The sequence below is a fragment of the Corynebacterium sp. HMSC05D08 genome (genome assembly GCF_001807215.1).
GTDB classification, from domain to species: Bacteria; Actinomycetota; Actinomycetes; order Mycobacteriales; family Mycobacteriaceae; genus Corynebacterium; species Corynebacterium striatum.
In genome coordinates this window covers 112,146-138,427 of the sequence record NZ_KV788319.1, presented here as the reverse complement: position 1 = coordinate 138,427, position 26,282 = coordinate 112,146, and the positions used below count along the sequence as shown (strand labels likewise).

32 protein-coding genes are annotated in these 26,282 nt (G+C 56.8%); 29 read left to right on the top strand and 3 right to left on the bottom strand.

Features of this window, described 5'->3' with window-relative positions; genetic code table 11:
* Positions 1-437 precede the first annotated feature (437 nt).
* The 29 genes from HMPREF3148_RS04345 to HMPREF3148_RS04205 all read left to right on the top strand — a co-directional run bounded on the left by HMPREF3148_RS04345 (position 438) and on the right by HMPREF3148_RS04205 (position 24,615).
* Positions 438-707 carry a hypothetical protein gene (locus tag HMPREF3148_RS04345; RefSeq protein WP_070508810.1) on the top strand — a complete coding sequence of 90 codons (270 nt, stop codon included), beginning with the start codon at positions 438-440 and terminating at the stop codon, positions 705-707.
* Between the two features lie 2 nt (positions 708-709).
* The gene (locus HMPREF3148_RS04340; RefSeq protein WP_083287706.1) at positions 710-1,498 is read left to right on the top strand and encodes an adenine nucleotide alpha hydrolase family protein; all 789 of its coding nucleotides are present in this window, start codon (positions 710-712) and stop codon (positions 1,496-1,498) included.
* Positions 1,485-1,883: a hypothetical protein gene (locus HMPREF3148_RS04335; RefSeq protein ID WP_070508809.1), complete on the top strand. Its 399-nt coding sequence runs from the start codon at positions 1,485-1,487 to the stop codon at positions 1,881-1,883. The genes HMPREF3148_RS04340 and HMPREF3148_RS04335 overlap by 14 nt, the downstream gene beginning before the upstream one ends.
* Before the next feature lie 69 nt (positions 1,884-1,952).
* A complete protein-coding gene (locus HMPREF3148_RS04330) occupies positions 1,953-2,132 on the top strand; it encodes a hypothetical protein (protein WP_070508806.1) in 180 nt (59 codons plus the stop codon).
* A 33-nt stretch (positions 2,133-2,165) separates the two neighbouring features.
* Complete coding sequence (locus HMPREF3148_RS04325; RefSeq protein ID WP_070508804.1) at positions 2,166-2,621, top strand: phage terminase small subunit; 456 nt, start codon at positions 2,166-2,168, stop codon at positions 2,619-2,621.
* Between the two features lie 23 nt (positions 2,622-2,644).
* Positions 2,645-4,306: a hypothetical protein gene (locus tag HMPREF3148_RS04320; RefSeq protein WP_070508802.1), complete on the top strand. Its 1,662-nt coding sequence runs from the start codon at positions 2,645-2,647 to the stop codon at positions 4,304-4,306.
* Positions 4,306-5,718 carry a phage portal protein gene (locus HMPREF3148_RS04315; protein ID WP_070508800.1) on the top strand — a complete coding sequence of 471 codons (1,413 nt, stop codon included), beginning with the start codon at positions 4,306-4,308 and terminating at the stop codon, positions 5,716-5,718. The genes HMPREF3148_RS04320 and HMPREF3148_RS04315 overlap by 1 nt, the downstream gene beginning before the upstream one ends.
* A complete protein-coding gene (locus HMPREF3148_RS04310) occupies positions 5,715-6,524 on the top strand; it encodes a VG15 protein (RefSeq protein ID WP_083287704.1) in 810 nt (269 codons plus the stop codon). Before HMPREF3148_RS04315 ends, HMPREF3148_RS04310 begins: the two co-directional genes overlap by 4 nt.
* 103 nt (positions 6,525-6,627) lie before the next feature.
* The gene (locus HMPREF3148_RS04305; RefSeq protein ID WP_070508798.1) at positions 6,628-7,203 is read left to right on the top strand and encodes a hypothetical protein; all 576 of its coding nucleotides are present in this window, start codon (positions 6,628-6,630) and stop codon (positions 7,201-7,203) included.
* 3 nt (positions 7,204-7,206) lie between these two features.
* The gene (locus tag HMPREF3148_RS04300) at positions 7,207-7,584 is read left to right on the top strand and encodes a hypothetical protein (protein WP_070508796.1); all 378 of its coding nucleotides are present in this window, start codon (positions 7,207-7,209) and stop codon (positions 7,582-7,584) included.
* Positions 7,585-7,587: 3 nt separating this feature from the next.
* Positions 7,588-8,610 carry a major capsid protein gene (locus tag HMPREF3148_RS04295; protein WP_070508795.1) on the top strand — a complete coding sequence of 341 codons (1,023 nt, stop codon included), beginning with the start codon at positions 7,588-7,590 and terminating at the stop codon, positions 8,608-8,610.
* A gap of 125 nt (positions 8,611-8,735) precedes the next feature.
* Entirely contained in the window at positions 8,736-9,107 is a 372-nt protein-coding gene (locus tag HMPREF3148_RS04290) for a hypothetical protein (protein WP_070508793.1), read from the top strand.
* Positions 9,108-9,116: 9 nt separating this feature from the next.
* Positions 9,117-9,461 carry a hypothetical protein gene (locus HMPREF3148_RS04285; RefSeq protein ID WP_070508792.1) on the top strand — a complete coding sequence of 115 codons (345 nt, stop codon included), beginning with the start codon at positions 9,117-9,119 and terminating at the stop codon, positions 9,459-9,461.
* On the top strand, positions 9,462-9,737 hold the full coding sequence (locus tag HMPREF3148_RS04280) for a hypothetical protein (RefSeq protein ID WP_070508790.1): 276 nt from the start codon (positions 9,462-9,464) through the stop codon (positions 9,735-9,737).
* Positions 9,737-10,108, top strand: a complete 372-nt coding sequence (locus HMPREF3148_RS04275) for a hypothetical protein (RefSeq protein ID WP_070508788.1) — start codon at positions 9,737-9,739, stop codon at positions 10,106-10,108. Before HMPREF3148_RS04280 ends, HMPREF3148_RS04275 begins: the two co-directional genes overlap by 1 nt.
* Positions 10,109-10,159: 51 nt before the next feature.
* Positions 10,160-10,786 (top strand): phage tail tube protein, encoded by a 627-nt coding sequence (locus HMPREF3148_RS04270; protein WP_070508785.1) that lies wholly within the window; start codon positions 10,160-10,162, stop codon positions 10,784-10,786.
* A 95-nt stretch (positions 10,787-10,881) separates the two neighbouring features.
* Positions 10,882-11,187, top strand: coding sequence for a hypothetical protein (locus HMPREF3148_RS04265; protein ID WP_070508782.1), 306 nt, complete (start codon positions 10,882-10,884; stop codon positions 11,185-11,187).
* Between the two features lie 35 nt (positions 11,188-11,222).
* Complete coding sequence (locus HMPREF3148_RS04260; protein ID WP_168163008.1) at positions 11,223-11,618, top strand: hypothetical protein; 396 nt, start codon at positions 11,223-11,225, stop codon at positions 11,616-11,618.
* A 28-nt stretch (positions 11,619-11,646) separates the two neighbouring features.
* On the top strand, positions 11,647-16,803 hold the full coding sequence (locus tag HMPREF3148_RS04255; protein WP_070508779.1) for a hypothetical protein: 5,157 nt from the start codon (positions 11,647-11,649) through the stop codon (positions 16,801-16,803).
* An 18-nt stretch (positions 16,804-16,821) separates the two neighbouring features.
* Positions 16,822-17,571, top strand: a complete 750-nt coding sequence (locus tag HMPREF3148_RS04250) for a hypothetical protein (RefSeq protein WP_129721141.1) — start codon at positions 16,822-16,824, stop codon at positions 17,569-17,571.
* Positions 17,562-18,443, top strand: coding sequence for a hypothetical protein (locus tag HMPREF3148_RS04245; RefSeq protein ID WP_070508775.1), 882 nt, complete (start codon positions 17,562-17,564; stop codon positions 18,441-18,443). Before HMPREF3148_RS04250 ends, HMPREF3148_RS04245 begins: the two co-directional genes overlap by 10 nt.
* A 2-nt stretch (positions 18,444-18,445) precedes the next feature.
* Positions 18,446-19,726, top strand: coding sequence for a hypothetical protein (locus HMPREF3148_RS04240; protein ID WP_070508774.1), 1,281 nt, complete (start codon positions 18,446-18,448; stop codon positions 19,724-19,726).
* Between the two features lie 9 nt (positions 19,727-19,735).
* Positions 19,736-20,890 carry a phage tail fiber repeat family protein gene (locus tag HMPREF3148_RS04235; protein ID WP_070508772.1) on the top strand — a complete coding sequence of 385 codons (1,155 nt, stop codon included), beginning with the start codon at positions 19,736-19,738 and terminating at the stop codon, positions 20,888-20,890.
* A gap of 320 nt (positions 20,891-21,210) precedes the next feature.
* Positions 21,211-21,399, top strand: coding sequence for a carbohydrate-binding protein (locus tag HMPREF3148_RS04230; RefSeq protein ID WP_168163007.1), 189 nt, complete (start codon positions 21,211-21,213; stop codon positions 21,397-21,399).
* 32 nt (positions 21,400-21,431) lie between these two features.
* Positions 21,432-22,004, top strand: a complete 573-nt coding sequence (locus HMPREF3148_RS04225) for a carbohydrate-binding protein (RefSeq protein ID WP_070508768.1) — start codon at positions 21,432-21,434, stop codon at positions 22,002-22,004.
* Positions 22,005-22,064: 60 nt separating this feature from the next.
* Positions 22,065-23,414, top strand: a complete 1,350-nt coding sequence (locus tag HMPREF3148_RS04220) for a GH25 family lysozyme (RefSeq protein ID WP_070508766.1) — start codon at positions 22,065-22,067, stop codon at positions 23,412-23,414.
* A 1-nt stretch (position 23,415) separates the two neighbouring features.
* A complete protein-coding gene (locus HMPREF3148_RS04215) occupies positions 23,416-23,787 on the top strand; it encodes a hypothetical protein (protein ID WP_070508764.1) in 372 nt (123 codons plus the stop codon).
* Positions 23,784-24,209 carry a hypothetical protein gene (locus HMPREF3148_RS04210; protein WP_246818802.1) on the top strand — a complete coding sequence of 142 codons (426 nt, stop codon included), beginning with the start codon at positions 23,784-23,786 and terminating at the stop codon, positions 24,207-24,209. The genes HMPREF3148_RS04215 and HMPREF3148_RS04210 overlap by 4 nt, the downstream gene beginning before the upstream one ends.
* Complete coding sequence (locus HMPREF3148_RS04205; RefSeq protein WP_049152480.1) at positions 24,187-24,615, top strand: hypothetical protein; 429 nt, start codon at positions 24,187-24,189, stop codon at positions 24,613-24,615. The genes HMPREF3148_RS04210 and HMPREF3148_RS04205 overlap by 23 nt, the downstream gene beginning before the upstream one ends.
* A 43-nt stretch (positions 24,616-24,658) precedes the next feature.
* Here the strand turns inward: HMPREF3148_RS04205 and HMPREF3148_RS04200 are convergent, their stop codons facing one another.
* From HMPREF3148_RS04200 to HMPREF3148_RS04190, 3 genes are read right to left on the bottom strand one after another with little or no spacing between them, the layout of a single operon-like run.
* Complete coding sequence (locus tag HMPREF3148_RS04200) at positions 24,659-25,312, bottom strand: MucR family transcriptional regulator (RefSeq protein ID WP_070508761.1); 654 nt, start codon at positions 25,310-25,312, stop codon at positions 24,659-24,661.
* Complete coding sequence (locus tag HMPREF3148_RS04195) at positions 25,309-25,701, bottom strand: hypothetical protein (RefSeq protein ID WP_070508759.1); 393 nt, start codon at positions 25,699-25,701, stop codon at positions 25,309-25,311. Before HMPREF3148_RS04195 ends, HMPREF3148_RS04200 begins: the two co-directional genes overlap by 4 nt.
* A gap of 30 nt (positions 25,702-25,731) precedes the next feature.
* Positions 25,732-26,073 carry a hypothetical protein gene (locus HMPREF3148_RS04190; RefSeq protein ID WP_070508757.1) on the bottom strand — a complete coding sequence of 114 codons (342 nt, stop codon included), beginning with the start codon at positions 26,071-26,073 and terminating at the stop codon, positions 25,732-25,734.
* Positions 26,074-26,282 lie beyond the last annotated feature (209 nt).

Here is a 26,282-nt window from a genome sequence, read left to right as displayed (position 1 = left end):
GGCTCATCCCCGCTTACGCGGGGCGGACCGTCAGCTGGGGCATGCGTCGGCGGCGATGACGGGCTCATCCCCGCTTACGCGGGGCGGACTGGTGAGGCGTGTGTAGCCTTCGCGGGTCTTGGGGCTCATCCCCGCTTACGCGGGGCGGACCCGTCATGGTAGGCGAGGTGAGCGACATTGTGCGTTGTGAAGGAGTCGTCTGTGGTGAATTTGGTGTAGGCGAGGTTTTCAAGGTTGGTCATTGCGGTTCCTTTCAGGGGGTGTGGGCTTGTGGCCTTTTCGCTTACAGCATTACTATAGCGCCTATAGTGCTGGTTATGAAAGTTAAGTGGTGGCAAATAGTCGTCACCTGCGGTTATCGCGTTGATCTTGCATGGCAGCCCTATACCCGGTATAGTCATTTTCGGAAGGGGAAGCCCCTAAGAAAGGAAAAGAAAATGACCACCGCAACCGCCATCGCTACCGTCGCTACCGTCGATGGTCGCTACATCGTAGACCGCGCCACCGGCTCCGTGAGCATCAACCCAGAGATTCCCGAAAGCATCGCGGCGATCATGCCAGAGATCTGGACCTCCCTCGATGGCGTGGGGACCTGCCCCACTATGGACATCCCCGCAGGGTGGGAGGATGCAGCCGAAATTGAAATTGAGTCAGCGGAGCGAAATATCGTCGAAATTATGCAGATTCTAGGGATTGAGGAGGCCTAAAGATGCGAAAGTGGGATCTGGCCGGGATTAATCCCGCCCCCGTGCGCAAAAAATCGGGGGAGGGCCTCGCCCCGGCGGTTGAATCATCCGCACACATGCGCCAAAAGCTCGCAGAGGAGGGCCGCCCCGTCCTAGTGGCCTTCAGCCGTGGAAAAGACTCTATCGCAGCGATGATCGCCCTCATGGCAGCCGGTGTGGAAGTCATCCCAGTCCATCTATGGCGGGTACCCGGCCTTCGATTTGAAGAGGAGTCGCTGAAGAAATTTGAGGATTTTTTTGGTATGGAAATCCTAAATTTACCCCACCGTGATTTTTGGAATCACCTTGAGGAGCAGGTGCACACAGCCCCGTGGATGGCGTCGATTTATGAGGCCGGTGGCATCACCACCATTAAATTTCCGGAATTTTGGGCAATGGTGTGTGAATCCCTCGGGCTGGATGATGACACATGGGTCTGTGATGGTGTGCGGGCGGCTGATTCCCCGATGCGCCGCCTCGCAATGGTGACCCATGGGCCGTGGACATCGAAGATTGAAAAGATCGATGGCGAGCCATTCAAGACCAGGATCGCACATGTGGTGTGGGACTGGAAAATCGCCGACATCCGGCGCTGCATAGCCAAAAATGATGTTGAGCTGCCAATCGACTATGACCTTTTTGGCCGCACGTTCGACGGGCTAGATTACCGGTTTATTAAACCGATTTCTGAAAATCTACCCGATGATTTTGAGCTTATCCGCCGGTGGTTCCCCGGCGTCGATCTGGAGATGATGCGTTATGAGCACCTCTAAAAATTCACCATTCGCCGGAGGGGGATTCGGCGGTTCAGGATTCGCGGGCGGGGGAAATGGTATTCGCCCGCTAAAAAATCCGCACAAAGACCCATTCGAGCAGCTCGGGGAGCCTACGGGCGACCTGCAGAAAGACTCGGATGATGAAGTCGGCGCACTGTCCGAGGCTTTAGATGGCTTCAAAAAAAGGATGAAAAAGGAGCGCAACCGGTTCAGCTATGCGGTGGATGCCGGGTACTGGGCTGGGCTGTGCTTTAAGACCTCGGAAGACCTTGATGCTTTCTTGCAGGCTGTGGCACCAATTAACTTATACCGGGGCCACGTTGATGGCTATGAGCTGGCCGAAAAGCTCGGGATTGATGTTGATTGGCCGGATGGCAGATAAAGCCCCGGCCGATCGCCACCCCCTCCGCTTTAGCGGGTGGGGGTTTTGCCATTGAAAGGAGGTGAAAACATGAATCGTCTGCGCACTAATCGCCGCGCCACTCGCACCACCGGGCCGCGTGGTGGCGTCCGCACTACCGTTGTCAAAGCCAAAGTTGGCCCGCGTAGCGGCGTCACCCGTGTTACTCGTACTAAGGATGGTCGTGGTCGCGTCCGTAAAAAGAAGGAAGTCTATTTGGGCAAGTCCTAAAAATGCTGCACAGCAATAAGGAGATGATCAGATATGGGCGGGATGGGACCTGCACCTAAACCGGCGGGCCGCAGGGCACGCCGCAACAAAGATGAGCACCAAACAACAATTCTACGGTTTGAGCACTGTGAACAGCCGCCTCTACCGGAGCTACCGGGTGGGGAGGAGTGGTCGCCACAAACCGTTGATTGGTGGCAGATGTGGGCCGAATCCCCCCAATCTGATCTTTTCACCATTACGGACTGGGATTTCTTAAAAGACACTGCGCTAGTCCATCATGCGGTGTGGGGCTACATGAACCTTGAAAAGTTGCCTGAGCTGCGAATACGTGTAGCAAAGTTCGGTGCGACTATGGAAGACCGGGCGCGTCTGCGCATCCAGTTCGCGGAAGCAGACGAAAAGGATTCGAAGAGGCCAAACCCTGTGCCGTCGGCACGTGAACGTCGCGGCGATTTAAAGGTGGTCGATTTCAAAAATGAGTCATCCTAAGACTTTTACTGGAGGTGCTTCCAGTGGGTTGGAAACCACAGAATGAAAACGACTTCCCAACCCTGGGGTGGCAGGCCATCGACTGGATGACCGCCTACTTGGCTAAACCGGACGCCCCCGAGTACGAACCGTTCATCCCAACCGCAGAACAAGAAGACTTCATCCTTCGCTACTACCAACTCGACCCCACCACAGGACGCCGGGTAATCCACAGGGGGGTTATAAGTCGGCCCCGTGGATGGGGAAAATCCCCGTTCGCTGGCGCTTTCTGCGCCCTGGAAGCACTGGGCCCGGTCTTGTTCGCCGGGTGGGATTCATATGGGCAGCCAGTTGGGATGCCGTGGTCTGAACGACGCACGCCGCTAGTACAGATCGCTGCAGTATCTGAGGACCAGACAAAGAACACGTGGGCAGCGCTGATAGAAATGATGGACACCGATCAACTCTTTGATGACTATCCTGGGCTTGAATTGCTGGGTGGTTTTATTAACCTCCCACGTGGACAGATACGCCCCATCTCTGCTTCTGCATCAAGTGTGAAGGGCGCCCGCGCCGTGTTCTCCGTGATGGACCAGACGGAGGTCTGGACCGCAAGTAATGGTGGCGATAAGCTGGCATTAATCATGCGCTCGAACGCGGCAAAGCTCGGCGGATCGACTCTTGAAACGCCAAATGCTTTTATCCCTGGAGAAAACAGCGTCGCAGAAAAGTCTGCCGCGTATTGGTCAACCATTGTCAACGGTGAGGCTAAAGACGAAGGCCTACTTTTCGACCATCGTGAAGCGCCTGCGAATACCGACATGAGCGATAAGGACTCACTCATTAAGGGGTTGCGGATTGCGTATGGTGATTCCGCTGACGTAGCCGGCGGGTGCGTTATCCATGACCCGCCGTGCAAGTCCGGGTGGGTTGACCTGGAGCGCATCGTTTCGACGATTTGGGACCCCTCTACTGACCCGCAGGTTTCTAGGTCGGACTTCCTCAATCAAATCACGCACGCGTCAGACAGCTATCTGTCTCAGGTGGACGTGCGTGCTGTACGCGACGATTCCAAGCAGCTGCAGGATGGGGACGTGATCGTGCTCGGTTTCGACGGGTCTGGTGGCCGTCGTAGGGGTAATCCGGATGCGACTGCGCTGGTGGCAGCACGTCCTGCGGACAAGCACATTTGCGAGATCAAGATTTGGGAGAAAGGCCCGAACGACACACAGGACTGGCAACCGAATCTGCTGGATATTCAAGCCACGATTGATGACTGTTTCCGCAGGTATAACGTCATCGGTTTTTATGCCGATCCGTCCGGGTGGCAATCTCAGGTTGCTGAATGGGAAGCGAGATACCGTAGGCAATTACGGGTGAGGGCTTCCCGAAACTCACCAATTGCCGCCTGGCCACGGGCGAAAACATCATCAGTGTCCGAGTGGGTCGAGAATTTCCGACAAGCGATCATGCTGGAAGAGGTCAGCATTGGCGCTTCGCCACACTTGGTCCGCCACCTGCTCAACGCACGTAGACGCGCAACCCGAACCGGGTATCTGCTGTATAAGGCCTATCCCGATTCGCCGGACAAAATTGATGGCACGTATGCCGCGATGTTGGCGTTTCGTGCGATGACTGAGGCTGTGTCTGCAGGTTGGGGTCAACCACGTGAACGAACCGAGAAAAGAAAGATTGGAGTGTTGTGATGGCTCGTTTGTCTGAGTCGCACCGGGATTTTCTGTCGGTGCTCAACGGGACGCGGAACCGTCGGTATTCTGCCAATAAGACTGCCGAGGATTTCTACACTGGCGAGTACATTACTGGCACGCTAAACATTGCTGTCCCGCCGGAGTTGGCTGCGAAACTGAACGTGGCGTCTGATTGGCCAGCTACTGTGGTGGACTCCTACGCGGAGCGCATGCGCTTCCTCGGCTGGGCTGACCAGCGCCGACGCGGCCTAGAACAGGTCACGGAGTTGGCTGGGGTGCCACTAGCTACTAAGGAGGCGGTTCTTGACTCCCTAATCTTCGGTATCGGGTTTATCGCCTTGGAACCGGACGACACTGGGGTGTGGAAAGCGCACTCGGTCCCACCGACTGAGGGCACGCTGATTTGGGATAACTTCAATCAGCGCCCCGTGGCTGGAATGCGTGAACGAACGCTCCTAGATGGAGATAAGCAGACAGTCCTGTACCTACCGGAGGGTGTCGCATACATTAGGGGCAATTCTTCCGAGGTTGATGATTTTGTACCCCACACGCTTGGTACGCCGTCTATTGTGCGTATCCGTAATAATGCTCGTTCCCGCCGTTGGTATGGCCGATCGATGATTAGCACGCCGGTTCGCTACTACACTATTGCGGCCTGCCGAACGTTGCAGGGTATGGAACTAAACCGCGAGTTTTACACCTATCCGCAACGCTGGCTGAAGAACGGCACCATGGACATGTTTGTGGATGGTGATAACCCGTCAGAGTCTGAGAAGGTCATGGCGGGGTTTAGGGCCACAACAGGGTCCTTGTTGACGTTGCCGCCTCCCGAGATTCCAGGCGAACCCGAGATGGAACTTCACCAGTTCTCATCGTCGCCACCCACGCCGTTTATTGAGCAGGTGCGCGCTTACTCGCAGCTTATGTCGTCGGCTACTGGTATCCCGGTGGCTTATCTTGGTTTTTCGACTGAGAATCCGCCTAGCGCGGACGCGATTCGTGCGTGGCTTGACCGGCTTATTCTGGGGTGCCGTAACCAGCAGGATTTGATTAACCCTGACCTACGCCAAGTGGGGTGGATGGCGTCGTGGCTGAACGGGAACCGGATTCCGTGGCCGGAATTTTCCACCAGTGTTAAGGAACGTTGGGAGGACCCGGCGTCGCCTACGCTGTCGTCGGACGCGGATGCGATTATGAAGCTATCCCAGTGGATTGACCCCACATCTGATTGGGCACTGGATAGGCTACGAATCCCCGATGACCAGCGGCCAAAGATTCGCCAAAATGCGCGTGTAGAAAAGCTAAACAAGTTGGTGGAGTCGAAGATTCAGTCGCAGTCAAATACGTCTACCGAGGACGCGCAGCTTGTCGAGGAACTATCGACAAGGCGAGGAAGTGGTGAACCGTGACGGTAGTGACGGGAGGCAAGCTTGAGTGGGATTTGATGCGCAACCAGCTTGACCAGGTAAACCGAATGGCGATGCATGACCTACTGCAGATCGTTCGCCGGGCTAAGGATCTTGAGCGCGAACAGGCACGCATTTACCTCACTGAGGCACTTTCTGCTTTGGTGAACACTTTTGGTGGCGCTGCTGCTGAGATGACAGCAACATGGTGGGATGAAATCGTTGCCGACGACCTATACGAGGCGTTGCCTGCATACATGCCTACCTATGAGCAGCTAACTAAAGAAGTTCGGTGGGGCATGGCAACAAATGAGGTCGGGCGCATTGACCCGACGTCACGCATGGCGCTGCTACTTCAAAAACACATTTTTGGCGCGAGCCGAAACACTGTTGACCTGAATGCGCTAAACACGGGTGTGAAGTACGCCAGGGTTGCGCAGCCCGGGGCGTGTTCATTCTGCCGGATTCTGGCGTCTCGTGGCGCCGTGTACGGGTCGGAGTCATCGGCCCTGTTCGTCGGCATGTCCGGTGTGAAGAAGCATTATTCCGATGGCAAGGACAAGGGCACGCGGCTTAAGAAGGGCCGTGTGCGCGGTTTGCAGTCGGCAGGATCGAAGTACCACGACCACTGTAAATGTGTCGCCGCCCCGGTTCCCGACGGGGTGGACGCAAATTTTCCTGGGTATATGTCTGATTTTGAAGAGGAGTATGAGGCGGCCAGGTTGTACGCCGCCGAGAAGTACCCGGGGGAGCCAATGACCATGAAACTAATCACTAAGGCGATGCGAGAGCAGGGCATCGCTGCGTAAATAGCCGGAATGGCCGAGTTAGTAGCGCGGGAGCGCCTCACGTGTGGGGTGGTCGCGCTCACCCCCCACATGTAATCCGAAAAGGAAGAAGGAGACAGCAAACATGGCTGATGAAACCACCACCCCTGTAGAAGAGCAGAACACCGGCGATGATGCAGTGCAGCTCGCCGACGAGACACCCACGACTACCCCTGACGACACGTCAGCGGCATGGGGTGACGTATTCCCCGACAAGACCCCAGAAGAGGTCAAGTCGGAGATTCAGGACTGGAAAAAGCATTCCCGCGAGTGGGAGAAGCGCGCCAAGTCCTGGCAAAAGAAAGTTGATGACGCACCAGACACGAGTGACGAGGTCGAGAAGGCTCTAGCCCAAGCCAGGGACGCTAACCAGCGCAGTGAGGCCGCTGAGTCTGAACTCAACATGTTCCGTGACTTGATTGCGTTGGAGGTTGAGACTGGCACGCAGGTGCCGGTGTCACAGCTTGCTGACTCTATTGCTTTCCGTGACGCTTACCGGGCACTTGAGCGCGATTCTGATGATTTTGCTGCGAAACTACAGCAGATTGTCGAGAAGCGGTCTGGCGTTGTACACACCCCACGTGGCGTGGAGGTTACTGGTAGCGGTTCGGCTGGCGCTGACCTGTATGACCGCATGTTCCCCAACAAGAAGGAGAAATAGGACATGTCTTTCATTATCAACAATGAGTCTTTCGGAGGCTCGAATCTTAAGTGGCTTGGCTCTGCCCACGCCACGAACGAAGCCCAGACCGTCACCCTGAAGGTAGAGGCTTTTAAGGCCTTCGGTGACCTTATCCCCTCCGGTGTACCCCTCAAGCAGGACGCTAAGGGACTGTATGAGCCGGTAACCGCCGCTGAGGATAAGCTTGCGGGATTCCTACTCACTGACCAGCCAGCCCGTGGCGACCACCAGGTAGCCCCAATGGTGTGGCATGGCCGTATTCGCCCGGCATTTCTGCCGAAGAAGGTATTTGACGTCACCACCCTCACTGAGCCCCCGGCGTCGTTCGTATTCGCTACCAAGGAAGAAGTGGAGGCCTAACCCATGGCGCTTTATAATGAATTGATTTCCGCGTCCGAGCTGACCGTATTCGCACGACGCACCCAGCAGGACATCAACGCACAGTCCGTATCCCTCGCGCAGTTCTTCCCGGACACGCTGACCGATTCTGACGTTGCCCGCTACACCATCGCTAATGGTGGGCTAGTTCCCGCTGCGGAGTACCGCTCCTATGATGCCGAGTCCACGATTGGCGGACCACGTGGCGGCCGCCAGGTAGCCCTGCAGCTCCCCCCGGTATCCCAGAAGAACCGAGTAGGCGAACTTGACCAGATTCGCGCCCGTAGTGGTAACGAGCAGGCCGAACTAAAGGTAGGCCAGGTCGCCGCTGACACCACCGCCGCAGTCCTTAACCGTATTGAGGCGATGCGTGGCTCCGTTCTGGAAACAGGCCGCGCCACCATCAACGAAAACGGCTTCTATGCTGATGAGGACCTTGGCCGCAAGGCAGACATGACCACTAAGGCTGCAAACCAGTGGGACACAGACGGCGGCACCCCACTTGACGATCTGCTCGCGTGGGCTGAAAAGTACGAGGATGAAAACGGTGCCCTGCCGGGTACTATCCTTGCCTCCAATAAGGTCATTTCCGCTTTCCAGCGCAACAAGCAGGTACGCGACGCGGTAGGCGGTACTGCCGTGCGTAATGTCGTGTCCATCGAAGAGCTGAACACGGTTCTGGCATCCTATGACCTGCCGGGCTTTACCCGATACCGCCGCCGCGTCAACATTGGCGGCGCCACCAAGGACGTCCTCTCCCCAGATAAGGTGTTCTTCCTCCCAGCAGCAGGAACCAACGAACTGGGTCAAACCGTATTCGGCACCACCGCCGAGGCAAACGCCCCAGAATATGGCATCGCAGCCCCAGACGCCCCGGGCCTGGTTGCGGGCATGAACCTTGAGTTCGACCCATACGCCTACTGGGTGCGCGTAAATGGTATTGCGTTGCCGGTGATGACTAACCCGAACGCTTCCATGGTTGCGCAGGTGTTGAACTTTGCAGGTTAAGGCTGACATTGAGGGCACCATCCTGGCCCACGTCAATGGCGGCGCAATTTATTTGCGCGCTGGCGATAAGGTCCCGGAGGGTGTGACCATTGATTCTCATTTTGTAGAGGGGAAGGAGGCCCCTAGTGCTCGCGGAACCAAGCGACGTTCAAAGGCTGCTTCCCGACCAGCAGATTCCGAGTAATGACGCTGAGTATGTAACCGCCCTGATTGAAGAGGCTGGCGACCTGGTGGAGGCGTACTGCCGAACGGCTTTTGATACGCCTGTGCCTGACCGTGTGCGGCGTGTGGTTGCCCGTATGGTGGCGCGTGCTTATTCCGAAAAGGAAGGCGCGGTGCCTGAAGGCGCCTCGTCCACGTCTGTGTCCGCTGGCCCGTTTTCGCGCTCGTTTGGGTTTGAGTCCGGAGCTACCACTAATGGTGTGTGGCTGTCGGCTAATGACAAGCAGCGCCTACGCGGTTACCGGGGGCGCGTGTTCACGGTGTGGCCGTATTAGGGGGCGGTTGTGAGCTTTATCCCGCTGAAGCAGTCGTTGGAGTTCATGGTGCCTGGTAAGACCGTGGACCGGTTTGGTAATGAGCGGCCCACCGCGGGTGATTGGGTGGAATATCCGGTTGCGTCGTGGTGGGTTGACCTCTCTGAGGAGAAGCAGGGGGATTCTGTGCTGCGCACGGTGGACATGCTGCATATTCACATGAAGCCGGAGGATGCGCCGCCTGCTGATGGGCAGGTGCGCACGCCTGATGGGCAGGTGTGGCAGGTTCAGGGCCATGTGCAGGACTTTAATCATGGTTGGCATGGCTGGTCGCCTGGTTTTGTGGTTGTTGATTGCAGAAAGGTGGTGGGCTAGTTGGGTAACAAGATTAAGTGGAATTTGGCCGCTTTTAATGAGATTCGCACGATGCCCGCTACTCAGGCTGCTATCAATGGTGCCGCTGACCGTGTTCGCCAGCGTGCCGAGGCTGTGTCCCCGTCGCCGGAGGTGCGCACGTATCAGGCAAACGGGCGAATCACGACCGCTAACGGCAAGTCTCGTTATCGCGTGTATGTGCGTTCGGCTGATTATGCGGCGTCGTATTCGCAGCAGAAGCACAATACCCTGCTGAAGGCTTTGGGCGGTGGTTAATGTTTACCGCTGTTGAGTATGTGCTTGCGGGCCTACGTGAATTGACGGGGCTGCCCGCGTCGACTCGTGTGCCGCCTGACCCACCGCCGGTGTTTATCCGGGTGGAACCGTCGGCCCCCGAGGCGTATTCCCCTACGCATGACAAGGTCTTCATGATTGTTGAGGTCTATGGGCGTTGGCAAGACATGGAGGCGGTCTTGAGCACTGTGTACCAGTGCCGTGACTACTTGCGGTTCACGATCTCTACCGACTATCCGGCGATTGTTGGGTGGGATGAGATGAGTGGGCCGCATGAATTGAATGACCCTGATATTGAAGAAACGCATACGCGCTGGCAGTTAGCTGGCCATGCGTACCAAGCACTCACTTAGCCGGTGGGTGCTTTTTTCATGCCCAAATTACATGAGTTAGGAGACTCAAAAATGGCTGATGCACGTAATCGCTCGAATGTGCTCGTTGGCGCACCTGATGTGAAGGCATCTGGTGGCCTGCTTATTGGTGACGTCCAGAAGACTGCCACTAATTTCCCTAAGGACGCATCCTCTGTACTGCCCACTGGTCTTAATGCGAAGCCAGCCGGATTTATTGGCGAGGATGGTCTGACAAAGACCGTTGACCGCTCCACGGAGAAGATTAAGGACTGGAATAAGGACACCGTCATTGTTCTGGAGACTGATCACTCTGTGGTGCTTAAGCTCACGTTCCTTGAGTCTGCGAATGCGAATGTCCTTAAGGCGGTTTACGGCAAGGACAACGTCACCATCGAGGGGAAGAACATCACGGTAGATGATGCTGCTGGCGAGCTTCCACACTTCTCGCTTGTTGCTGAGATGAATGGCGGCGAGGGCAAGAAGGCCCGTATTTTCGTTCCGGACGGCCAGGTCACCAGCGTTAGTGACATCACCTTTAAGAAGGATGACGTCATCAAGTACGAGGTCGAGATTGAGTGCTTCGCGGTGGATAACAAGAAGTTCATCGCGCACTTTGAGGTGCCGTCTGAAGAGGGCGACACGTCCGAGGTGGTCTCCCCATCTGGGGATAACCACTAGCGGTCGCGCCGGGCTAGGGGAGTAGGGAGACGCCCCTAGCCCACCAAATCGTCTCCCATAATCTTTCATTTTCATATTTCAATAGGAGGTCTCCCATGACTACCAAGACGACCAAGAAGACCAAGAAGTCGAAGGCCAATACTTTCACCTACACCTACAATGGCAAGACCATTCAGCTGCCAAAGTTTGGTGAGTTCCCGTTTGGCATCATCCGTAAGATCCGCAAGCTTGCCGACGAGGAGCAGTTTTACAGCCTGCTAGAGCTAGTCACTAAGGATGACCCTAAGACTCTTGACGTCATCGATGAGATGTACGCCGATGATGTGGTTGACCTGGTCACTGCGTGGCAGGAGGACGCGGGGGTTTCGTTGGGGGAATCAGCAGAGTCTGCGGACTCCTAGATGACACTGAGCAGCGGCGCGCCCTTGAGGGGGATTTGATTCGCTCCGGTTTACGTTTGCGGTGGTTCTTGACTGGCGATGAGGATTACCAGCTGCGTGACCTGGTGGCGTTTATTGAGTCGTTGCCGAAGGATTCGGCGCTTACTCGTGTGGTGCTTGGTGAGGACGCTGTGTGGGGTCTTGGGGAGGATTTGGCGGCGATTATTGCTGATCGGTTGGGGTGGATTCATTTTGCTCTGGTTGGTCAGCAGGGTGATAAGCCGCCGCCCTCGATTTACCGCCACGCTGACGGTTTTTCGTCTTCTGGCGGTTCTGCGATGCCGGAGGCTGAGGTTGAGGACGTTGACCTCAATGACCGTAATTCGAGTGGCCGCGCCACCGGTGAGGTGTGGTCTACCGCTGAGACTGCGAAGGCCCTGGGTTGGGCTTAAACACACATATTTTTAGAAAGGACATGCCGTGGCTATTAACCTTGCTTCTGCTTATATCACCATCATGCCGGATACGTCGAAGCTGGCAGAGGGTATTAAGAAGTCTCTGCGCGGTTTGGATGCTGATGGCAAGGAAGCCGGTAAGAAGCTGACCGACGGCATGTCTAACGCCATGAAAGGCAAAGGCAAGGACGCTGGCGGTGACTTTGGCAAGGAAATCACTGACGCCATGCAGCGCGCCGTAAAGGGTGGGGGCACTGAGGTCGGTAAGGCTCTTGGTAAAGAGGTGTCCAAATCCCTTGACGGCGAGGCCGAAAAAGCTGGCAAGTCTTTTGGCCAGAAACTATCGTCGGCGGTGGGTAAGGCCGGGTCGTCGGTGGTGGACTTTTCCAACAAGTTTAGGGTTCATGCTGGTGTTGCGCTGGGTGGTTTGACTGCGCTTGGTAAGGGTGCGGCTGATTACGCGGCTGAGGCTGAGCAGTCCTATGGCGCGGTGGAATCCATCTTTGGTGAGCACTCTGCAAAGATTAATAACCTGTCTAAGACGGCTGCCGACTCTGTTGGCCTGTCGGGGCGTGAGTATCGTGAGCAGGCATCCTATATGGGTGCGATGCTGAAGAACTTAGGCACGCCGATGGAGGAGCTTGGCGGGAAGTCTGCTGACCTGGTCGCGATGGGTGCTGACCTTGCTGCCACGTTTGGTGGCCCTACGTCTGATGCCGTGTCTGCGTTGGGCGCGGTGCTGCGTGGCGAGACTGACCCGATTGAGCGCTACGGCATTTCGATTAAGCAGGCTGATATTAAAGCCAAGATGGCCGAGATGGGGCTGGATGGCCTGACTGGCGAGGCTGAGAAGCAGGCCCAGTCTCAGGCCACGCTGGCGCTGTTGACGGAGCAGTCCGCGTCGGCACAAGGCCAGTTTGCGCGTGAAACGGATACCGCTGCGCATAAAACGCAGGTTGCGAAGGCCAAACTTGACGACGCTAAGGAAACTATCGGCACTGCACTGTTGCCGGTGATGGCGTTGGTAACTGAAGCCTTTGCGAAAGTTTCTGAGCAGGTCGGCAAGCACCCTAAGCTGTTTTTGACGTTAGCTGGCGCAGTGGGCACGGTGGCCGCTGCCATTGTTGGCATTTCGACTATGTCATCTGCGGTTAGTGCGCTTGGCGGCATGGCGAAGATTGCTGCCGTGGCGGGGAAAGCGATGACGGGCCTCAAGGCTGCGATGGCTGTGCTTATGGGGCCGGTTGGCCTCATTGTTGCTGGTATCGCCGCTGTTGTTGCTGGCCTGGTCTTGTTCTTTACGAAGACGGAGACTGGCCGCAAGATTTGGGCGTCGTTTACTGAGGCCCTCGGCAAAGGCTGGGACTGGGCCGTTGAGAAATTTAAGGCCGGGATTGAGTGGGTTAAGACCAATTTCGGCCCAACGTTTGAATCCGTAAAGGAAAAAGCCATAGGCATTTGGGATGGTGTCACGGAAAAGGTCTCTGCTGTTTTCGGCAAGATTAAAGAGATTGTTTCTGGCGCTCTGGATTTCTGGAAGACCGGTGACACGACCGATTACGCCGCCGCGTTGGGGATGAACCCGGATTCCCCAATTTTCACGTTTCTTCAGGGTTTCCGTGACAAGCTCATCGAGGTTAAGGATTTCGCTGTTGATGCGTGGGGCCTTATGCAGGAGAAGTGGGCGGAGTTCACTACTGGGTTTGGTGAGTTTTATCAGACGTGGATTCAGCCTGTTGTTGATGCGTTTGGTACGGCTTTTTCTGTGATTGCGCCGGTTGTTTCTGCTGCGTGGGATTTGTTGGGTAGTGCTGTTTCCACGGTGTGGAATGGCGTTATTAAGCCGGTGTTTGATGCGTTTATGCAGGTTGCGTCGGTTGTGTTCCCGGCTATTGCTGGGGTTGTTGAGACCGTTGTGGGTGCTGCTTTCCGCATTATGGGTGATGTTATTTCCGAGGTGTGGAATGGCGTTATTAAGCCTGCGTGGGATGTTATGCGCACGGTGTTCGGAATTGTTGCGGACATTCTGACTGGTAATTTTTCGAATCTTGGTAATAGGTTTAGTGAGCTTGGCCAGAACATTAGGAATCTGGTTGCTGGCGTGTTCACCACAGCGTTTAACCTGTTGAAGTCTGTTGTGACTAACGCGATTAATGGTGCCAAGGCTGTCATTGGCCTGTTTAAGCAGGCCGTGATCAACATGGTGAATATCGCCAAGGATAAAATTAATTCCTTGGTGCAGGGGTTCCAGGAGATGCCGGGACGGATTAAGGCCGCTTTTGCTGGTGCTGGCACGTGGCTGTTGGATGCTGGTAGGGGCATTATCCGTGGACTTGCTGATGGTGTTCGCTCTGCTGCTGGCATGGTGGAGAATGCGGTTCGTGCTGTCATCCCGGATAAAATTGAGCGTTTCGTGCCGGGCTTGCATCTTGGCGGTGTGGTTCCGGCGTTTGCACGCGGCGGTGTTCTGCCTAGCGTGCCGGGCTTTACCAAGAATGACCGCGACCCTATTCTTGGCTGGTCGAGCGAAAAGAAGCAGCCTATCGCACGCGTGGAGCCGGGAGAGTTCATTGTCAACCGCGAGTCCACAAAGAAGTACCTTCCGCTGCTGGCGGCCATTAACGGCGGAAAGCTCAACGGTCGGCAGGGTGACTTCGGCCTGCCGGGTTACGCTGATGGCGGTATCGTCAACCCCGATAAGCTGCTGAAGTTTGCTAAGGGCGCGGCGGTTGATGGGTACCGTGCTTCGCAGCCTTTGGAGGGCGCCCCCTACGTGTGGGGTGGTTCCAACTGGGGCGACTGCTCCGGCGCGATGTCGCAGCTTGCAGCCGTCGTGTCGGGTGCGGCTTCGCCGTACACGCGTAAATTCGCTACCGGCTCGCAGGGGGCGTGGCTGTCCTCAAACGGCTTCAAGTCTGGGCTGGGCAGCGGCCCGCGTTTCGCCACCGGGTTCTTCAACGGCGGCCCGTGGGGTGGCCACACGGCTGGCACCATCTTCTTCGACGGCGGTAAACGCGTTAATGTTGAAATGGGTGGTGGTCGCGGTAATGGCCAGATCGGTGGTGCGGCCGCTGGTGCGGACGACTCGCAATTCACCAACCGGTATTATTTCCCACTTAAGGGCGCAGACCTGGGCGATGATGTAAACATCACCTCCACGTCCACCGATGGTGTCACCGTCGAGTCCGAAAAGTATAAGAATAAGCAAATCGACTGGGGAACCGCTGAGGGGCTTTTCTCTGAGTGGGAAAAGAAGAAGAACCGCCGGGAGAAGCTGAACCGCTGGAATGCGGGAATTTTCGATACTGGCGGAATCCTGAAGCCAGGCAACATTGCCATCAACAGGTCCGGGCGCCCTGAACGAATCCTCAACCCGACGCTGACTAAAGCTTTCGAGTCTTTGGCTAAGGCCGCGCCGCAGTTGGCCAAGTCTATGGAAAAGTACGTGACCTTCGCTGAAAAGCAGGTCGGGTCTGCACCGGGTAATATTCGGGCCTATCTCGGGTCGCTGTCGGCTACCGATGGGCTAGACCTTGCGGACCGTGTGGGCAAGCTTTTTGGTATCGACGGCATCAAGTCCACGTTTGGTGGTGTCGCTGACGCGTGGACTGGCCTCGAGGATGCTGCTATTCGGCAGGTTGACGCGGCTGATGCTGTGAAGCAGGCTGAGGAAAATGTGGCGAAGGCACGTGCGGAAGGCGACGCTGAGGCGCAGGCTGAGGCCGAAAAGGATTTGGCTAAGGCGCATAAGACCGTAGGTTTGGCGGCGGCTGCTGCAGGCCAGGCGCAGATTGAGATGGCGTTGGCTATCGCTGAGCTGGTTGTCAACATCGTCAAAAGGGTCATTGAGGGCATTAATGACATCGCGCAGCGTATCCTTAAGGCGCAGGCTGAGGCCTATAACGCGATTGCGGATTCTTTTGCCGCGATAGGCAAGCTTGCGGACACGGTGCAGAATCTGCGCGAGAATGTCGCTGGTCTGATGCTTGATCAGACCATGGCGCAGATTGAACTGGCGGCGGCGGTACGTAATGTTCGTATCGCCCAGATGGATGGGGTTACTGCGCAGCTTGAGGGCGCGAAAACGTTGGCCGAGGCCCAGGCGGCGTTTGATGCTCAGCGTAAGGCTGATATGCGCCTCGCGGCTGCGGACTACAGTGACCTGTCTTTGGCCTACGACCGATTCCGCTTTGGCATGGTTGGCGCCAATAAGGAAGCCATGGACCAGATGGCTAATTGGTCTGATAAGTCTCATGCGCTTTACTCTGAGCTGCTCGCAGCGCAGGTCAACCAGCAATTGGTGGAAAGGGAAGCACAGAAAGCCAATCTGGAAGCGGTGTACAAGCACACGCTGGCGGCACTGTCGCTGCGTGACGTGACCGCTAATCTGAATGTGGCAGCCCAAAAGCTGGCTGCGGCAGCTGGCTCCGCGTTCGGAATGGACCAGATTGGCGCGACTGTTGGGCAGCGGTACGCAGCCCTGATGGCTGAGAAAGCGAAACTTATCGCTAACCAGGCGAACATCAAGACGTGGATCAACCCTGTTAACTGGTTTACGACTATGCCTGCCGCTCAGCGACGCATTAAGCAAATCGAGTCGCAGCTGAAGCAGCTAGAGCAGATGGAAGAGTTTAAGAAGCTCGACCAGAACGCTTTGGCTGATATGAAGAAAACTGTTGGTCAAGCTGGATGGATGGGTTTCTTTGGTGCTGGCGATCAGATTGAGGGAATGATTAAGAATTCCCCACTCGGTGACGCGAACCGCGCCCTGGAGGAAATCGAGTTCAAAAACCGGCTGATCGACTTGAAGGCTGCGCAGGATGAGCTACGCCGCAAGACGGAAAAGAGCCTTGCAGAGATTGAGCACCGCAAGAAGCTTGACCCGTTGGAGACGCTAATCCAGTCGCTGAAGGCTGAGAAGGACTCGCATAAAACGTGGGCCGAGTACTGGCGCACAGATAACGAGGCGGTGCGTAAGGCCCTTGCCGATTTGGCTAAGCACCAAGCTGATTCGGCTGCAGAGCTGAAGAAGCTGTCCGAAAACCGTGAACCTATCAAGCTTTATGGGGACACCGTTTCTATGGATGAGGTTCAACGGATGCTCACCGATTTAGGCCACCGTGTGGAGCGGGTGGAGAATCCTCCGACTAGCGCGGCGGCTGTATCCGAGGCACGCCGATAGAAGAAGGAAGGGATTGCGGTGGCCAACGCTGAATATTCAATGCGGTATATCGCCCCCGGTGGCCAGGTGTATAACCTGCTGCGTGGGGGGCGGTCTGGCGCATTTATTGATATGGGCACCCTCACTGGGTTTGTTGGAGAGTTTGAGGACGCCCCGGTGAAGACGGTGGGGGTGGCCGGTGTGATGGTTGATTTTCGTGACCGTGTGGTCAACCAGATGACTGGCTCATTTACGCTGGTTGTGTTTTCTCGGGAGGAGTGGGTGCAGGCTCGTCGGGATTTTTCGACTCGGCAGTATGGCACCCTGATTCTTGAGGGGGAGTCGCGTTATGTTTTGCGGGTGCGGTCTTCGGTTTCGTTGCCTGCGCCGGGGTCGGTTCCTCGTTCCGGTACGCGTATTGAGTTGTCGCTTGTTTCGGATGATGGTGTGTGGGTGTCGGAGGTGTCTGAGCCTGATTCTGTCGTCACAGTGACGAATTGGGGTGATGTTCCAGTGTGGCCCCGAATCGTTTGGGATGGGGCCGGTGGGTCGGTAATTTTGCCGTCTGGCGCAGAATTGCATCTTCCCGCGGTTGATAAGCAGCACACGCTGCATTTGGAGCGTCGCGAGTCAGGCAGGGTGTATACCCGCGATGGTGTTGCTAAAGAGGTCACCCGGAAGGTTGACGCGGTGGGCGAGTGCGTACCAGTGGGCGAGTCTCGCACTTTTACTATCCCTGAGGGTGCTCGTCTTGATTGGGAGATCGGAGTTTTTGACCCATGGATCTAGCTGGCTGGAAGAAGCACATTGCCCACGTCGCCGCCGATGAGGGGCAATGGGTGGGTGTCCTTGATGAGAATGGGCTGCCACTGTATGAGCTTGGCGGTGTGGTGAGCGCGAATTTTCCACGTACTCGACTAGCGTCGTCTTCGGTTGATGTGACTGTGACCGTCAGCCCTGGGGATCGGGTGGTTGAGGATTTGGTGGGGCCGAATTTGGGTGTGACTGATGATGAGGGGCGTCTGGTTCCTGCGTCTGGCCCGACTCGCCTGTTGATGCTGGTGCGTGAGAATGGTGAGCGGAACGTCGCCACTATTGTGCATGTGGTGGCCAGTGGTGAGAATAGCCCGTCACAGTTGGTTATTAATGGTGTGGACTTGCTGGATGGTTTGGCGTGGTGGCCGTGCCCGTCGATTCCGGTGGAGTGGCCAAAAGCCGAGTTCACGCAGTGGACTACTGACGCTAGTGGCGACGAGTATTCAACCGCCCGAACTTTGGCCCAGGTGCCGATTGCTACCCGTGCTGATGGGTACACAAAGCGCGGCCCGGCCGTGACTGTTATCAGGGATTTGATTCAAGAGTCTTTTGATGCGGTCAATGGGCTGTATGGGTGGCTGGGGGACCCTCATGCGGTTGTGGCCTACACGGCGGGGGAGGATACGTCGCCGGAGGTGTTTATCCGTGTGAATGATGACCCTATTTTGGATACTGTGTCTGAGTCTGCACGTGCGGCGGGTGTGACGTTGCATGCTGATTTGTGGTGGCCGGGTGATGCGCCTGTCCGGGTGAAAACGTCGCGTGATCCTGAAGCGTATGCGACTAAAACGTGGGAGCACCCTATTCAGGTGTTTCACGTCAATCCTTTGGGGAAGGAGCCGTAGTTATGCATCCTCTTGTTGCTAATGGTGGCGAGTTGACGGTTTTGCGGTCGCTTGCTGCTTTTTCGTATGGGTCGTGGAATGTGTCGTGGCCAGAAAGCGTGCCGGAGGATCAGCGCCCCGTGTTGCCTGATGATCGTGATTTTGGGTACGCGGCAAGGCTGAAGGATGAGCCGGGGCGCATGGGGCGTCGGTTTGTGCGGGCGAATACCACGATTTCTGCTGCGGAGTATAAGGAAGATGGCAGCCGGGTTGAGTTCACGGGTTCTTCGGATGTTGAGCAGGTTCTTGACGCGGCCGCTAAACGCACTGATGGTGAAGCGTTTATTGAGCGTGAGTTTGATCGCTCTGGGTTGGGGCGTTTGGTGCCCCGGCTGGATTTTTCCGAGGGTGATATTGTGCCGGTCCTGATTTGGGGCAAGCTTTTTAGCGGGCCGGTTGAGAGTATTACTGATGTTGTTGCTGCTGGCCAGGTGGTTGGTTGGTCGGTGCATGTGGGTGGCGAGTTGGTCACTGATGATTTGGCACGCCGTAGGTCTAATCGTGATTTGCAGGCGTCTATTGCGCAGGAGCGCCGGGAACGTCTGAAGGATTTGGGGGCCGTTGATTCTAAGGCTTCTTCTGCTGTTAGTAAGGCTGATGCTGCGCAGGGCACGGCGGATTCGGCGGTGTCTGGGGTGCAGTCGGTGCGTGAGGCGTTGGGTGGTGTGGGGGCTTCGGCGCAGACGCTGGTGTCTCAGCTTGCTGCACTTAATGCGCAGCTGCAGGCGCAGGGTCAGTCGCAGCAGCCGGGCCTACTACCGGCCTACCTTGATTTGAATACGCGCTTGTGGAAGCAGCAAAAGGGTATTGACGACGCCCAGGATAAAGCCACTAAGGCGCTGGAGCAGGCGCAAGATACACAGGGCGAGCTAATCCGAGCTAACCGACGAATCAGCGAGGACCTGCAGCGCACTAAATCGCTCTTGGTTTTCATGACCAAGGACGCTGGGGCGACATCAATTAATCACAAATGCGTTCGACTTTGGCTGTCTGGCAAGCAGTTTTATCTTGCTGCCCAGTCAGGGTGGGTTGGCTACGCGATGGTGGATGTCAATACGTCTACTGGAAATATTGACAAGTATTTCTATTACGTCGCGGATGGTTATTTGTGGGAGTCGAATGGGCTTAGCTCGGATGGGTCTCCGAGCTACACAGGAGGGTCTAATAAGCGTTCCGTTGCGTTTTCCACACCGGAGTTGTTCGCGTCTGTCCGGTCGGTGGCCGTGACTATTTATCCGTTTTAAGGAGAAATTATGCCTGTTGTTTCTGGTTCTTTGGTTTTTGTGACGTCGCGGCCGTCGGCGGTGTCTGAGGTGTGGGTGCGTGCTCGTGATGTGCGTACTAGTGTTCAGGGTGTTGTGGTTGAGTCGAATGACCGTATCCCTGTGGCTAATGGTGTGGTGTCGTTTGAGGTGTTGCCTGGGCCTGCGGTGCTTACCCTTGTGGAGGCTGGGCGCCCGGTGGATACGATTCCGATTGTGGTGGGTGACGCCTCGGAGCAGTCTTTGATGGATGTGGTGGATGCGGCGCTTATTGTGGATGAGTCGCAGGCGTCGGTCATTGAGTCTTTGGCGGCGCAGGTTGTGGCTGATGCGCATGCGGCGGCGGCTGCGGCTGCGGAGGCGAAAGAGTCTCAGGTGGCGTCGTCGTCGTCAGCGTCGGCTGCTGAGGGGTCTGCGAGCGCGGCTGATGTGTCTGCTAAGGCGGCTAAAGCCTCGCAGGATGCGGCGGCAGGCTCGGCTTCATCTGCTAAGCAGTCGGAGTCTAACGCGGCGGCGTTTAAGAACGCGGCCGACAGCTCCGCGTCCGATGCCGCTACGTCTGCTGGTAGTGCGAAAAAGTCTGAGGATGCGGCGAAAGCGGCACAGGCACGTTCCGAGGAAATCGCTTCTAGTACGTCGTGGGATGGTGACAAGCTGACCGTGAATGGTAAGACCTCCCCGTCTCTACGCGGCCCTAAGGGTGATAAGGGCGAGACCGGCAGTGTAGAAAATGTGTCGTGGGATGATATTTCGGGTAAGCCGGATTTGGCTTCTACCTGGGAGCAGGTGAAAGGCAAGCCAGCCGCTTTCCCACCTACGACTCATACGCATACCACTGCGCAGGTCGAGGGGCTTGATGACGCGCTGGCTGGCAAGGCTGATAAGGGGCACACACATAAGGTCGAGGATGTGGATGGTCTTAAAGAACGCCTTGACCAGCAGGATGGGGCTGCGAGGGATGTTTACGCTTCGCTTATTGACGTTAGAAGGAAGCTCACCGTCAAGGCTGATGAGTCCTACGTGAAATCCCAGATTGCGTCGACGCGGTCTTATGTGGATAGGGCGGTGGCTGATGGCAGCAAAATTAAGGTCGTGTCATCGCTGCCCTCGTATCCGGATTCGTCAACCGTCTATATCGTGGTGTAGGAGACTCGCATGCTTTATGTAGGTAATAAGATTCCTAAGCAGGTCACGGTAGGGGGGGCAATGCTAAGGCTGTTTTCTACGGGCCGCGCATTGTGTGGGCGCCTGACTGGTACGCAGAAAGAAAATCCCAAGGCGGCGAGATTAAGCCCGGCACCTACGTGTACTACGACGGCCAATTTTGGAAAGCTACGCAGTGGTCGTCGCTTCCTCCTGGCTCGTTGCGATTGGTATGGGAGCAAATCGGATGAGGTGGCCGCATGCTCTATGTAGGCAGCAAATACCCCTCAAATGTGGCAGTGGGTAGCAGGGAGGCGAAAGGGGTGTTCCGTGGCAGCACCCCACAATGGGCACCACCATGGAAGGCCACCGCAAGCTACGCCGTGGGCGACGTCGTCATGAGCCGTGGCGGCTTCTGGGAGTGCATTAAGACGCACAACTCGAAAAATATTTACGAGCCGGGCAGTGATTACGGATCGCAGGATTACTACTGGCGCATGTATCGACAGTGACCCACGATGAGACAAATACTAAAGGAGAAATAATGAGCATTGAGCAAATCAAAGAATCTATTCAGCAGCTCACTGATGATGAGGTAGAAAAGCTGGGCGTGTGGATTTATGGGGATGAGCGGGAGCGTCGCGCCACGCTTAAAGCCGTGGAGCAGGCACAGGCGGAGGTGGTCAAGGAGCTACAGAACGCAGGTAAACTCCCGCTGCCGGACGCACTCACTGACCCGGAGAAACTACCGGCGGCTATTAGTGACGTGCCAGAATGGGTAAACCCAGGTACGGATCATTCCATGATGTACCGCGAGGGCGACATCGTGCGACACCAGGGCCGCATTGTGCGCTCCACACACAAGGGCCTGAATCACTGGGAACCAGGAGCCTTTGGTGTGGACGAGCACATCTGGCTGGACATCACCGACCGATACACCACCCCCCAGACAGAAGAGCCGGGCACCGGCGAAGTGCGCCCGTTTGCCCCAGGCCTCGACGTGGCGGAGGGCGACATCATATCCTACGAGGGTGCCCACTACCGGGTACTCTCCGCACACACCACCGCCACACACTGGCCACCAGACCAAGCCCACGCCCTTTTTGAAAAACTCTAACTACAAGCCCCTGACCGCACAGGTCAAGGGGCTATTTTCATGCCCAAAGGAGGGAAAGTTATGACAACAATGCCGGTAAATGCGGGTTTTGTGGTTACGTCGCCGTTTGGGGCGCGCTGGGGCACAACCCACTGGGGTACTGATTTTGGGCTTGCGGGTGGTTCTGGCGGGCACCCTATTTTTGCGGTGCGTGAGGGCACAATCACCCGCGCTGGCGCGGCGTCTGGGTTTGGGCAGTGGATCACCCTTGATGTGGACGCCGAGCACGGCGGCGGACTGTTTGTCTACGGGCATATCATCCCTGAAGTGGGCGTGGGTCAGCGTGTGTCCGAGGGGCAGCGAATCGGGCGCATTAACCCCGACTCGAATACCAACGGGGGCGTGGCGCCTCATCTTCATTTTGAGCAACACCGCTACGTGTGGTCGCAGCCGGGGCCGGATCGTCTCGACCCGATGACTCATGCGCTTAAGGGCGCCGTGTGGCCAGGGCAAGGCAAGAAGAAGGAGGACAAAATGGCAACACTATTTGGTGTTGACGTTTCGGAGCATCAGGACGGCATGAGTCTTGCAGCTGCGAAGCGTGAGGGCATTGAATACGCAATCATCCGCACCACGGACGGTACGTATAAGGATCGCTGCTACCGGAGTCATCTTGAGGACGCGGAGAGCGCGGGCCTAATCACGGCGTCGTATCACTATCTCCGCAACCCCAGTGAGGGCACAACAGTGGCGCAGCAAGTGCAGGCAAGCCTTGAAGTCATGGGCGACAAGAAGCGCCCCATCTGGCTTGATTGCGAAACACCCGCCGGTTTGCACGTGAATCATATTCGCGAAGCTAAACGCCTTTTTGAAGCCGCCGGTGTGCGTGTTATCGGCGCGTATTCCTACGTCCCGTACTGGGAGGGCAGCATCGCCCCCGGCGAGCCGGACAGCCACGAGTTCGGAGCGTTCTGGGTCGCGGCATACGGGCAGAACCGCATGGGCGCGCCCGCCGCAATCTACCCCGGCAACGGGACGTCGCAGTGGGATTATCCGCTCGGCAATCAAAAACCCGCACTGTGGCAATACGGTAGCAATGCCCAGGTAGCAGGCTACAGCGTGGACATCAACGCCTACCGAGGCACGCGAGACCAACTACGCGCCCTGTTCTACGGAGGTAAACAACATCATGAGGGAGAAGAAATGACCACTAAATTTTTCACCGACTTTCTGACCGGCTACCTTGGCCCGCAGATTGACGCGATTCAGGAAATATGGCGACAACTTCGAGGACCATCGGGTAACGGCTGGCCTCAATTAGGGCAGGACAGTCAAGGCCGCAACCTAACCCTTGTCGATGCCGTGGCAAGTATTCGCCACCAGCTCGCCCAAATCCAATCAGACCTAGACGAACTCAAGGGGAGGAAATAGAATGGCACGCCACTACAACCAAGCAGTGATTAACACGGTCTCGGAGCGAATCGCCGACGCAGTAGCCACGGAGCTTAAAGAACAGCCGTGGTGGCTCCGCTACAAAGGCTCAATCATGCTCGCTTTGCAAGCCCTAGCGTGGGTGGCTGGCGCGCTGCCCGTCATGCTTGCGGATGCCCCAGCTTGGACGATTTTTGCCGTCGGTGCGATCGGCTATTTTGTCACCGCCCTAGTTAACCGGCTCACTGTGGATGGTGTCACCCCAAGCATGGCGCCGCGCCTCGCAGCCCAAGCAGAATACCAGGAGCAGAAAACCGCCCCGCAGCTCGCAACTCTGCCGGTCTACACCGGCCCCACCACCAACGAGGCATGATGACTCGCACGCTTCAATGCATTATCGGGGCGCTCGCATTTCAGATGCTTTCGCGAGGCATGGATTACGCGCTAGGCAACCCGCAGCAGGGCGTCGGAGCGTTCCGTGTTCGTGATGTTACCCCGCCTGTCGTGTGGGGCGCGGCCTGTATCATCGCAGCGCTCATCGTCGCTATCGGGCTACTAAAACAGTGCCCACGTATTGTGCGCGCCGGGGCTGTCCTCGCCGCCGCGATCTACGGCGCTTTCGCCGTGATGGTCTTCGATGATGTGTACATGCAAGGGCCGATTGATGATTGGAGATTCTTCACCGGCTATATTGCCACCGCTTTCATGTGGGCTGTGATCGCGTGGTCACTCACGATACGGATCGCCGTAATCAAGCATAGGAAGGGGAAGGATGGAGACCACAGATCTGCTTAGCTTCCTCACCAACTCTAGGACGCCGGGCGGCTTCCTCCTCACCATCCTCATCATCCTCGCCCTGGTCTCAGGGTTGATGTCTAAGGCCGCGGCGGACTATGGCGGTATCTTTGGTAAAGCGGCCCGCGCTATACGCCAGCACAAAGAGGACGCTATCGCCGCGGATGAAGCCAGCGACGCCCGCCGCCTAGACCGCCTGGAGAAAACAATCCAGCGCCTCGATAGGGAAGTGGCTGAGCTGCGGACGAAAGAATCCCGACACCATGAGTATCAATTGTGGGTTGCTGGTTTGTGGCGCGGCTTGGAGTTCTGGGCGGTAGATAAGGGCCTGACGCTACCGCCGCCACCATTCATGAGCTACCCGGAGTGGATAAAGCAAAAATACCCGGAGACGACACAGAAGTAACTACCGACCCTCACCCCTTGTGGTGGGGGTCTTTTTCTGCGTTTTACTCTATAGGCGTGCGCCCAAGCTCTGCGCAAAGCTTGAGGTAAGCCCGGAATCTTTCAATCCGCACCCGCACCGCCACATGGGATACGCCCGCGCTACGTCCTATCTCCGATAGTGATTCGCCCGCGTCTCGGCGCTGCATCCACGCCCTCGCGCCTGGCTTCGCGGTCCGCTCATACAGCTGAATGCGATAGCACCGGTCGCTACATGTGGCGCGCCCGCGCACCTCAGTAAGCAGCTTTCCGCAGACTACACAGCGGCGGGTGACAGGCTTTTTCACGTCTTTGATATTTGCCCGCGCCGTCGCTGCTTTCTGCTCAGCAATCACACCACGGGAGGTGAAAGACTCTTCTGTGCGGGCATGTGACGCGGCTGTGGGGTCGCGCTTTTCCACCATCCGATCCCACTCCGGAGTACCCACATGGCTTAGGGCTTGGAGTGACTTGGCGCGCCGCGTCTCAGGGGCTACTAATCCCTTGCCGCGTGGCAAACCGTGCGCTTGCTTGTATTCGGCTGCGGTCATGCCGTGGGCTTTAATGAGGTGCGGGGCTAGTGCCCGGTACAGCCCCCCGCACTCATGGCAGATGATGTGCGTGTCGTCGCCGTCGAGGTAGCCGTACCGGCCGTGCCCGTCTTTATCGCCGGGTTTCATGCGCGGATGATTTTGTCTACTGCCTGGCGGGAGATACCCGCAGCGGTGGCCACGTCCTGTACGCGTGCCCCGCCGTGCACGGCGGCGCGGATAGCGGCGTCACGCTCGTCGCGTAGAGCATCGGCGGTGTCGGTGGCGTGCTGGTAGTCTGCGGTGGCTTCCTCTAGGGCGGCGAGCTGCTTTTGACCAAGGTCACCGGCGCGGCGTGCGGATTTAACGGCGCCGATAAGGAAGTCGGCATCGTCTTTGCTGATTTCGTCCTCGTCGATGCTGCGATCTTCTAGCTTCTCAATCTGGGCGATGTAGGTGCGTAGGGCATCTTCGGCGGCGTCGATACTCATGTCTAGTGCGTAGTGGAGAGTCTCGGAGAGATTATCGATGGTGGTCATTGTGGGTGTTCCTTTCTGTGGTGGCGGGGGTTATGCGGCGAGCTGCTCGAAAGCTTCGAAGATTTCTTCCATGAAGCCGTCGGTGAGTGGCTCGCGGGAGATGATGGCGGTGGGGATGATGAGGCGAGCGCCCATGTGTGCGTCCTCGTCCTCATCCTCGGAGGTGGTGCCCTCGACCTCGAGCAGCTCCCAGGTTTCGTCCCACTGGATGCCGGTCTGGGCGATGTACTCTGCCAGGGCTTCGCGGTCGTCCATGACGCTGATGCCGTGGCGTGGGTCTGCTCCCAGGTCGTTCCAGGAGTAGGAGTACTGGTTTTCCGGGTCGAGGATGTCGGGGCGGTTCTGGGATTGGATGCGGTAGTAGGTGGTCATTTTCTTTGCTCCTTTTCTTGCTTACAACCCCATTATATGCCACCCCGGTTGCGGTGTCAACCCTGGTTGCAAAGAATGTTTTAAGCATGGCGAAAGCCCCGCCGTCTTGAGGGTGAATAGTGGATTTTTTTAATTCCCTTAGCGCTCTGCAACACCTCTAGGTAGACCTAAAATTTGACTGCAATTTGACTGCACACACCACCACAAAC

Excerpts from the sequence above, each read along its gene's own strand:
- HMPREF3148_RS04270 (WP_070508785.1), top strand. The coding sequence starts at position 10,160 with ATGGCTGATGCACGTAATCGCTCGAATGTGCTCGTTGGCGCACCTGAT.
- HMPREF3148_RS04245 (WP_070508775.1), top strand. The coding sequence starts at position 17,562 with ATGGATCTAGCTGGCTGGAAGAAGCACATTGCCCACGTCGCCGCCGAT.
- HMPREF3148_RS04240 (WP_070508774.1), top strand. The coding sequence starts at position 18,446 with ATGCATCCTCTTGTTGCTAATGGTGGCGAGTTGACGGTTTTGCGGTCG.
- HMPREF3148_RS04195 (WP_070508759.1), bottom strand. The coding sequence starts at position 25,701 with ATGACCACCATCGATAATCTCTCCGAGACTCTCCACTACGCACTAGAC.
- HMPREF3148_RS04305 (WP_070508798.1), top strand. The coding sequence starts at position 6,628 with ATGGCTGATGAAACCACCACCCCTGTAGAAGAGCAGAACACCGGCGAT.
- HMPREF3148_RS04340 (WP_083287706.1), top strand. The coding sequence starts at position 710 with ATGCGAAAGTGGGATCTGGCCGGGATTAATCCCGCCCCCGTGCGCAAA.
- HMPREF3148_RS04200 (WP_070508761.1), bottom strand. The coding sequence starts at position 25,312 with ATGAAACCCGGCGATAAAGACGGGCACGGCCGGTACGGCTACCTCGAC.
- HMPREF3148_RS04300 (WP_070508796.1), top strand. The coding sequence starts at position 7,207 with ATGTCTTTCATTATCAACAATGAGTCTTTCGGAGGCTCGAATCTTAAG.
- HMPREF3148_RS04335 (WP_070508809.1), top strand. The coding sequence starts at position 1,485 with ATGAGCACCTCTAAAAATTCACCATTCGCCGGAGGGGGATTCGGCGGT.
- HMPREF3148_RS04215 (WP_070508764.1), top strand. The coding sequence starts at position 23,416 with ATGGCACGCCACTACAACCAAGCAGTGATTAACACGGTCTCGGAGCGA.
- HMPREF3148_RS04235 (WP_070508772.1), top strand. The coding sequence starts at position 19,736 with ATGCCTGTTGTTTCTGGTTCTTTGGTTTTTGTGACGTCGCGGCCGTCG.
- HMPREF3148_RS04275 (WP_070508788.1), top strand. The coding sequence starts at position 9,737 with ATGTTTACCGCTGTTGAGTATGTGCTTGCGGGCCTACGTGAATTGACG.
- HMPREF3148_RS04205 (WP_049152480.1), top strand. The coding sequence starts at position 24,187 with ATGGAGACCACAGATCTGCTTAGCTTCCTCACCAACTCTAGGACGCCG.
- HMPREF3148_RS04225 (WP_070508768.1), top strand. The coding sequence starts at position 21,432 with ATGAGCATTGAGCAAATCAAAGAATCTATTCAGCAGCTCACTGATGAT.
- HMPREF3148_RS04345 (WP_070508810.1), top strand. The coding sequence starts at position 438 with ATGACCACCGCAACCGCCATCGCTACCGTCGCTACCGTCGATGGTCGC.
- HMPREF3148_RS04210 (WP_246818802.1), top strand. The coding sequence starts at position 23,784 with ATGATGACTCGCACGCTTCAATGCATTATCGGGGCGCTCGCATTTCAG.
- HMPREF3148_RS04330 (WP_070508806.1), top strand. The coding sequence starts at position 1,953 with ATGAATCGTCTGCGCACTAATCGCCGCGCCACTCGCACCACCGGGCCG.
- HMPREF3148_RS04315 (WP_070508800.1), top strand. The coding sequence starts at position 4,306 with ATGGCTCGTTTGTCTGAGTCGCACCGGGATTTTCTGTCGGTGCTCAAC.
- HMPREF3148_RS04190 (WP_070508757.1), bottom strand. The coding sequence starts at position 26,073 with ATGACCACCTACTACCGCATCCAATCCCAGAACCGCCCCGACATCCTC.
- HMPREF3148_RS04220 (WP_070508766.1), top strand. The coding sequence starts at position 22,065 with ATGACAACAATGCCGGTAAATGCGGGTTTTGTGGTTACGTCGCCGTTT.
- HMPREF3148_RS04325 (WP_070508804.1), top strand. The coding sequence starts at position 2,166 with ATGGGCGGGATGGGACCTGCACCTAAACCGGCGGGCCGCAGGGCACGC.
- HMPREF3148_RS04295 (WP_070508795.1), top strand. The coding sequence starts at position 7,588 with ATGGCGCTTTATAATGAATTGATTTCCGCGTCCGAGCTGACCGTATTC.
- HMPREF3148_RS04265 (WP_070508782.1), top strand. The coding sequence starts at position 10,882 with ATGACTACCAAGACGACCAAGAAGACCAAGAAGTCGAAGGCCAATACT.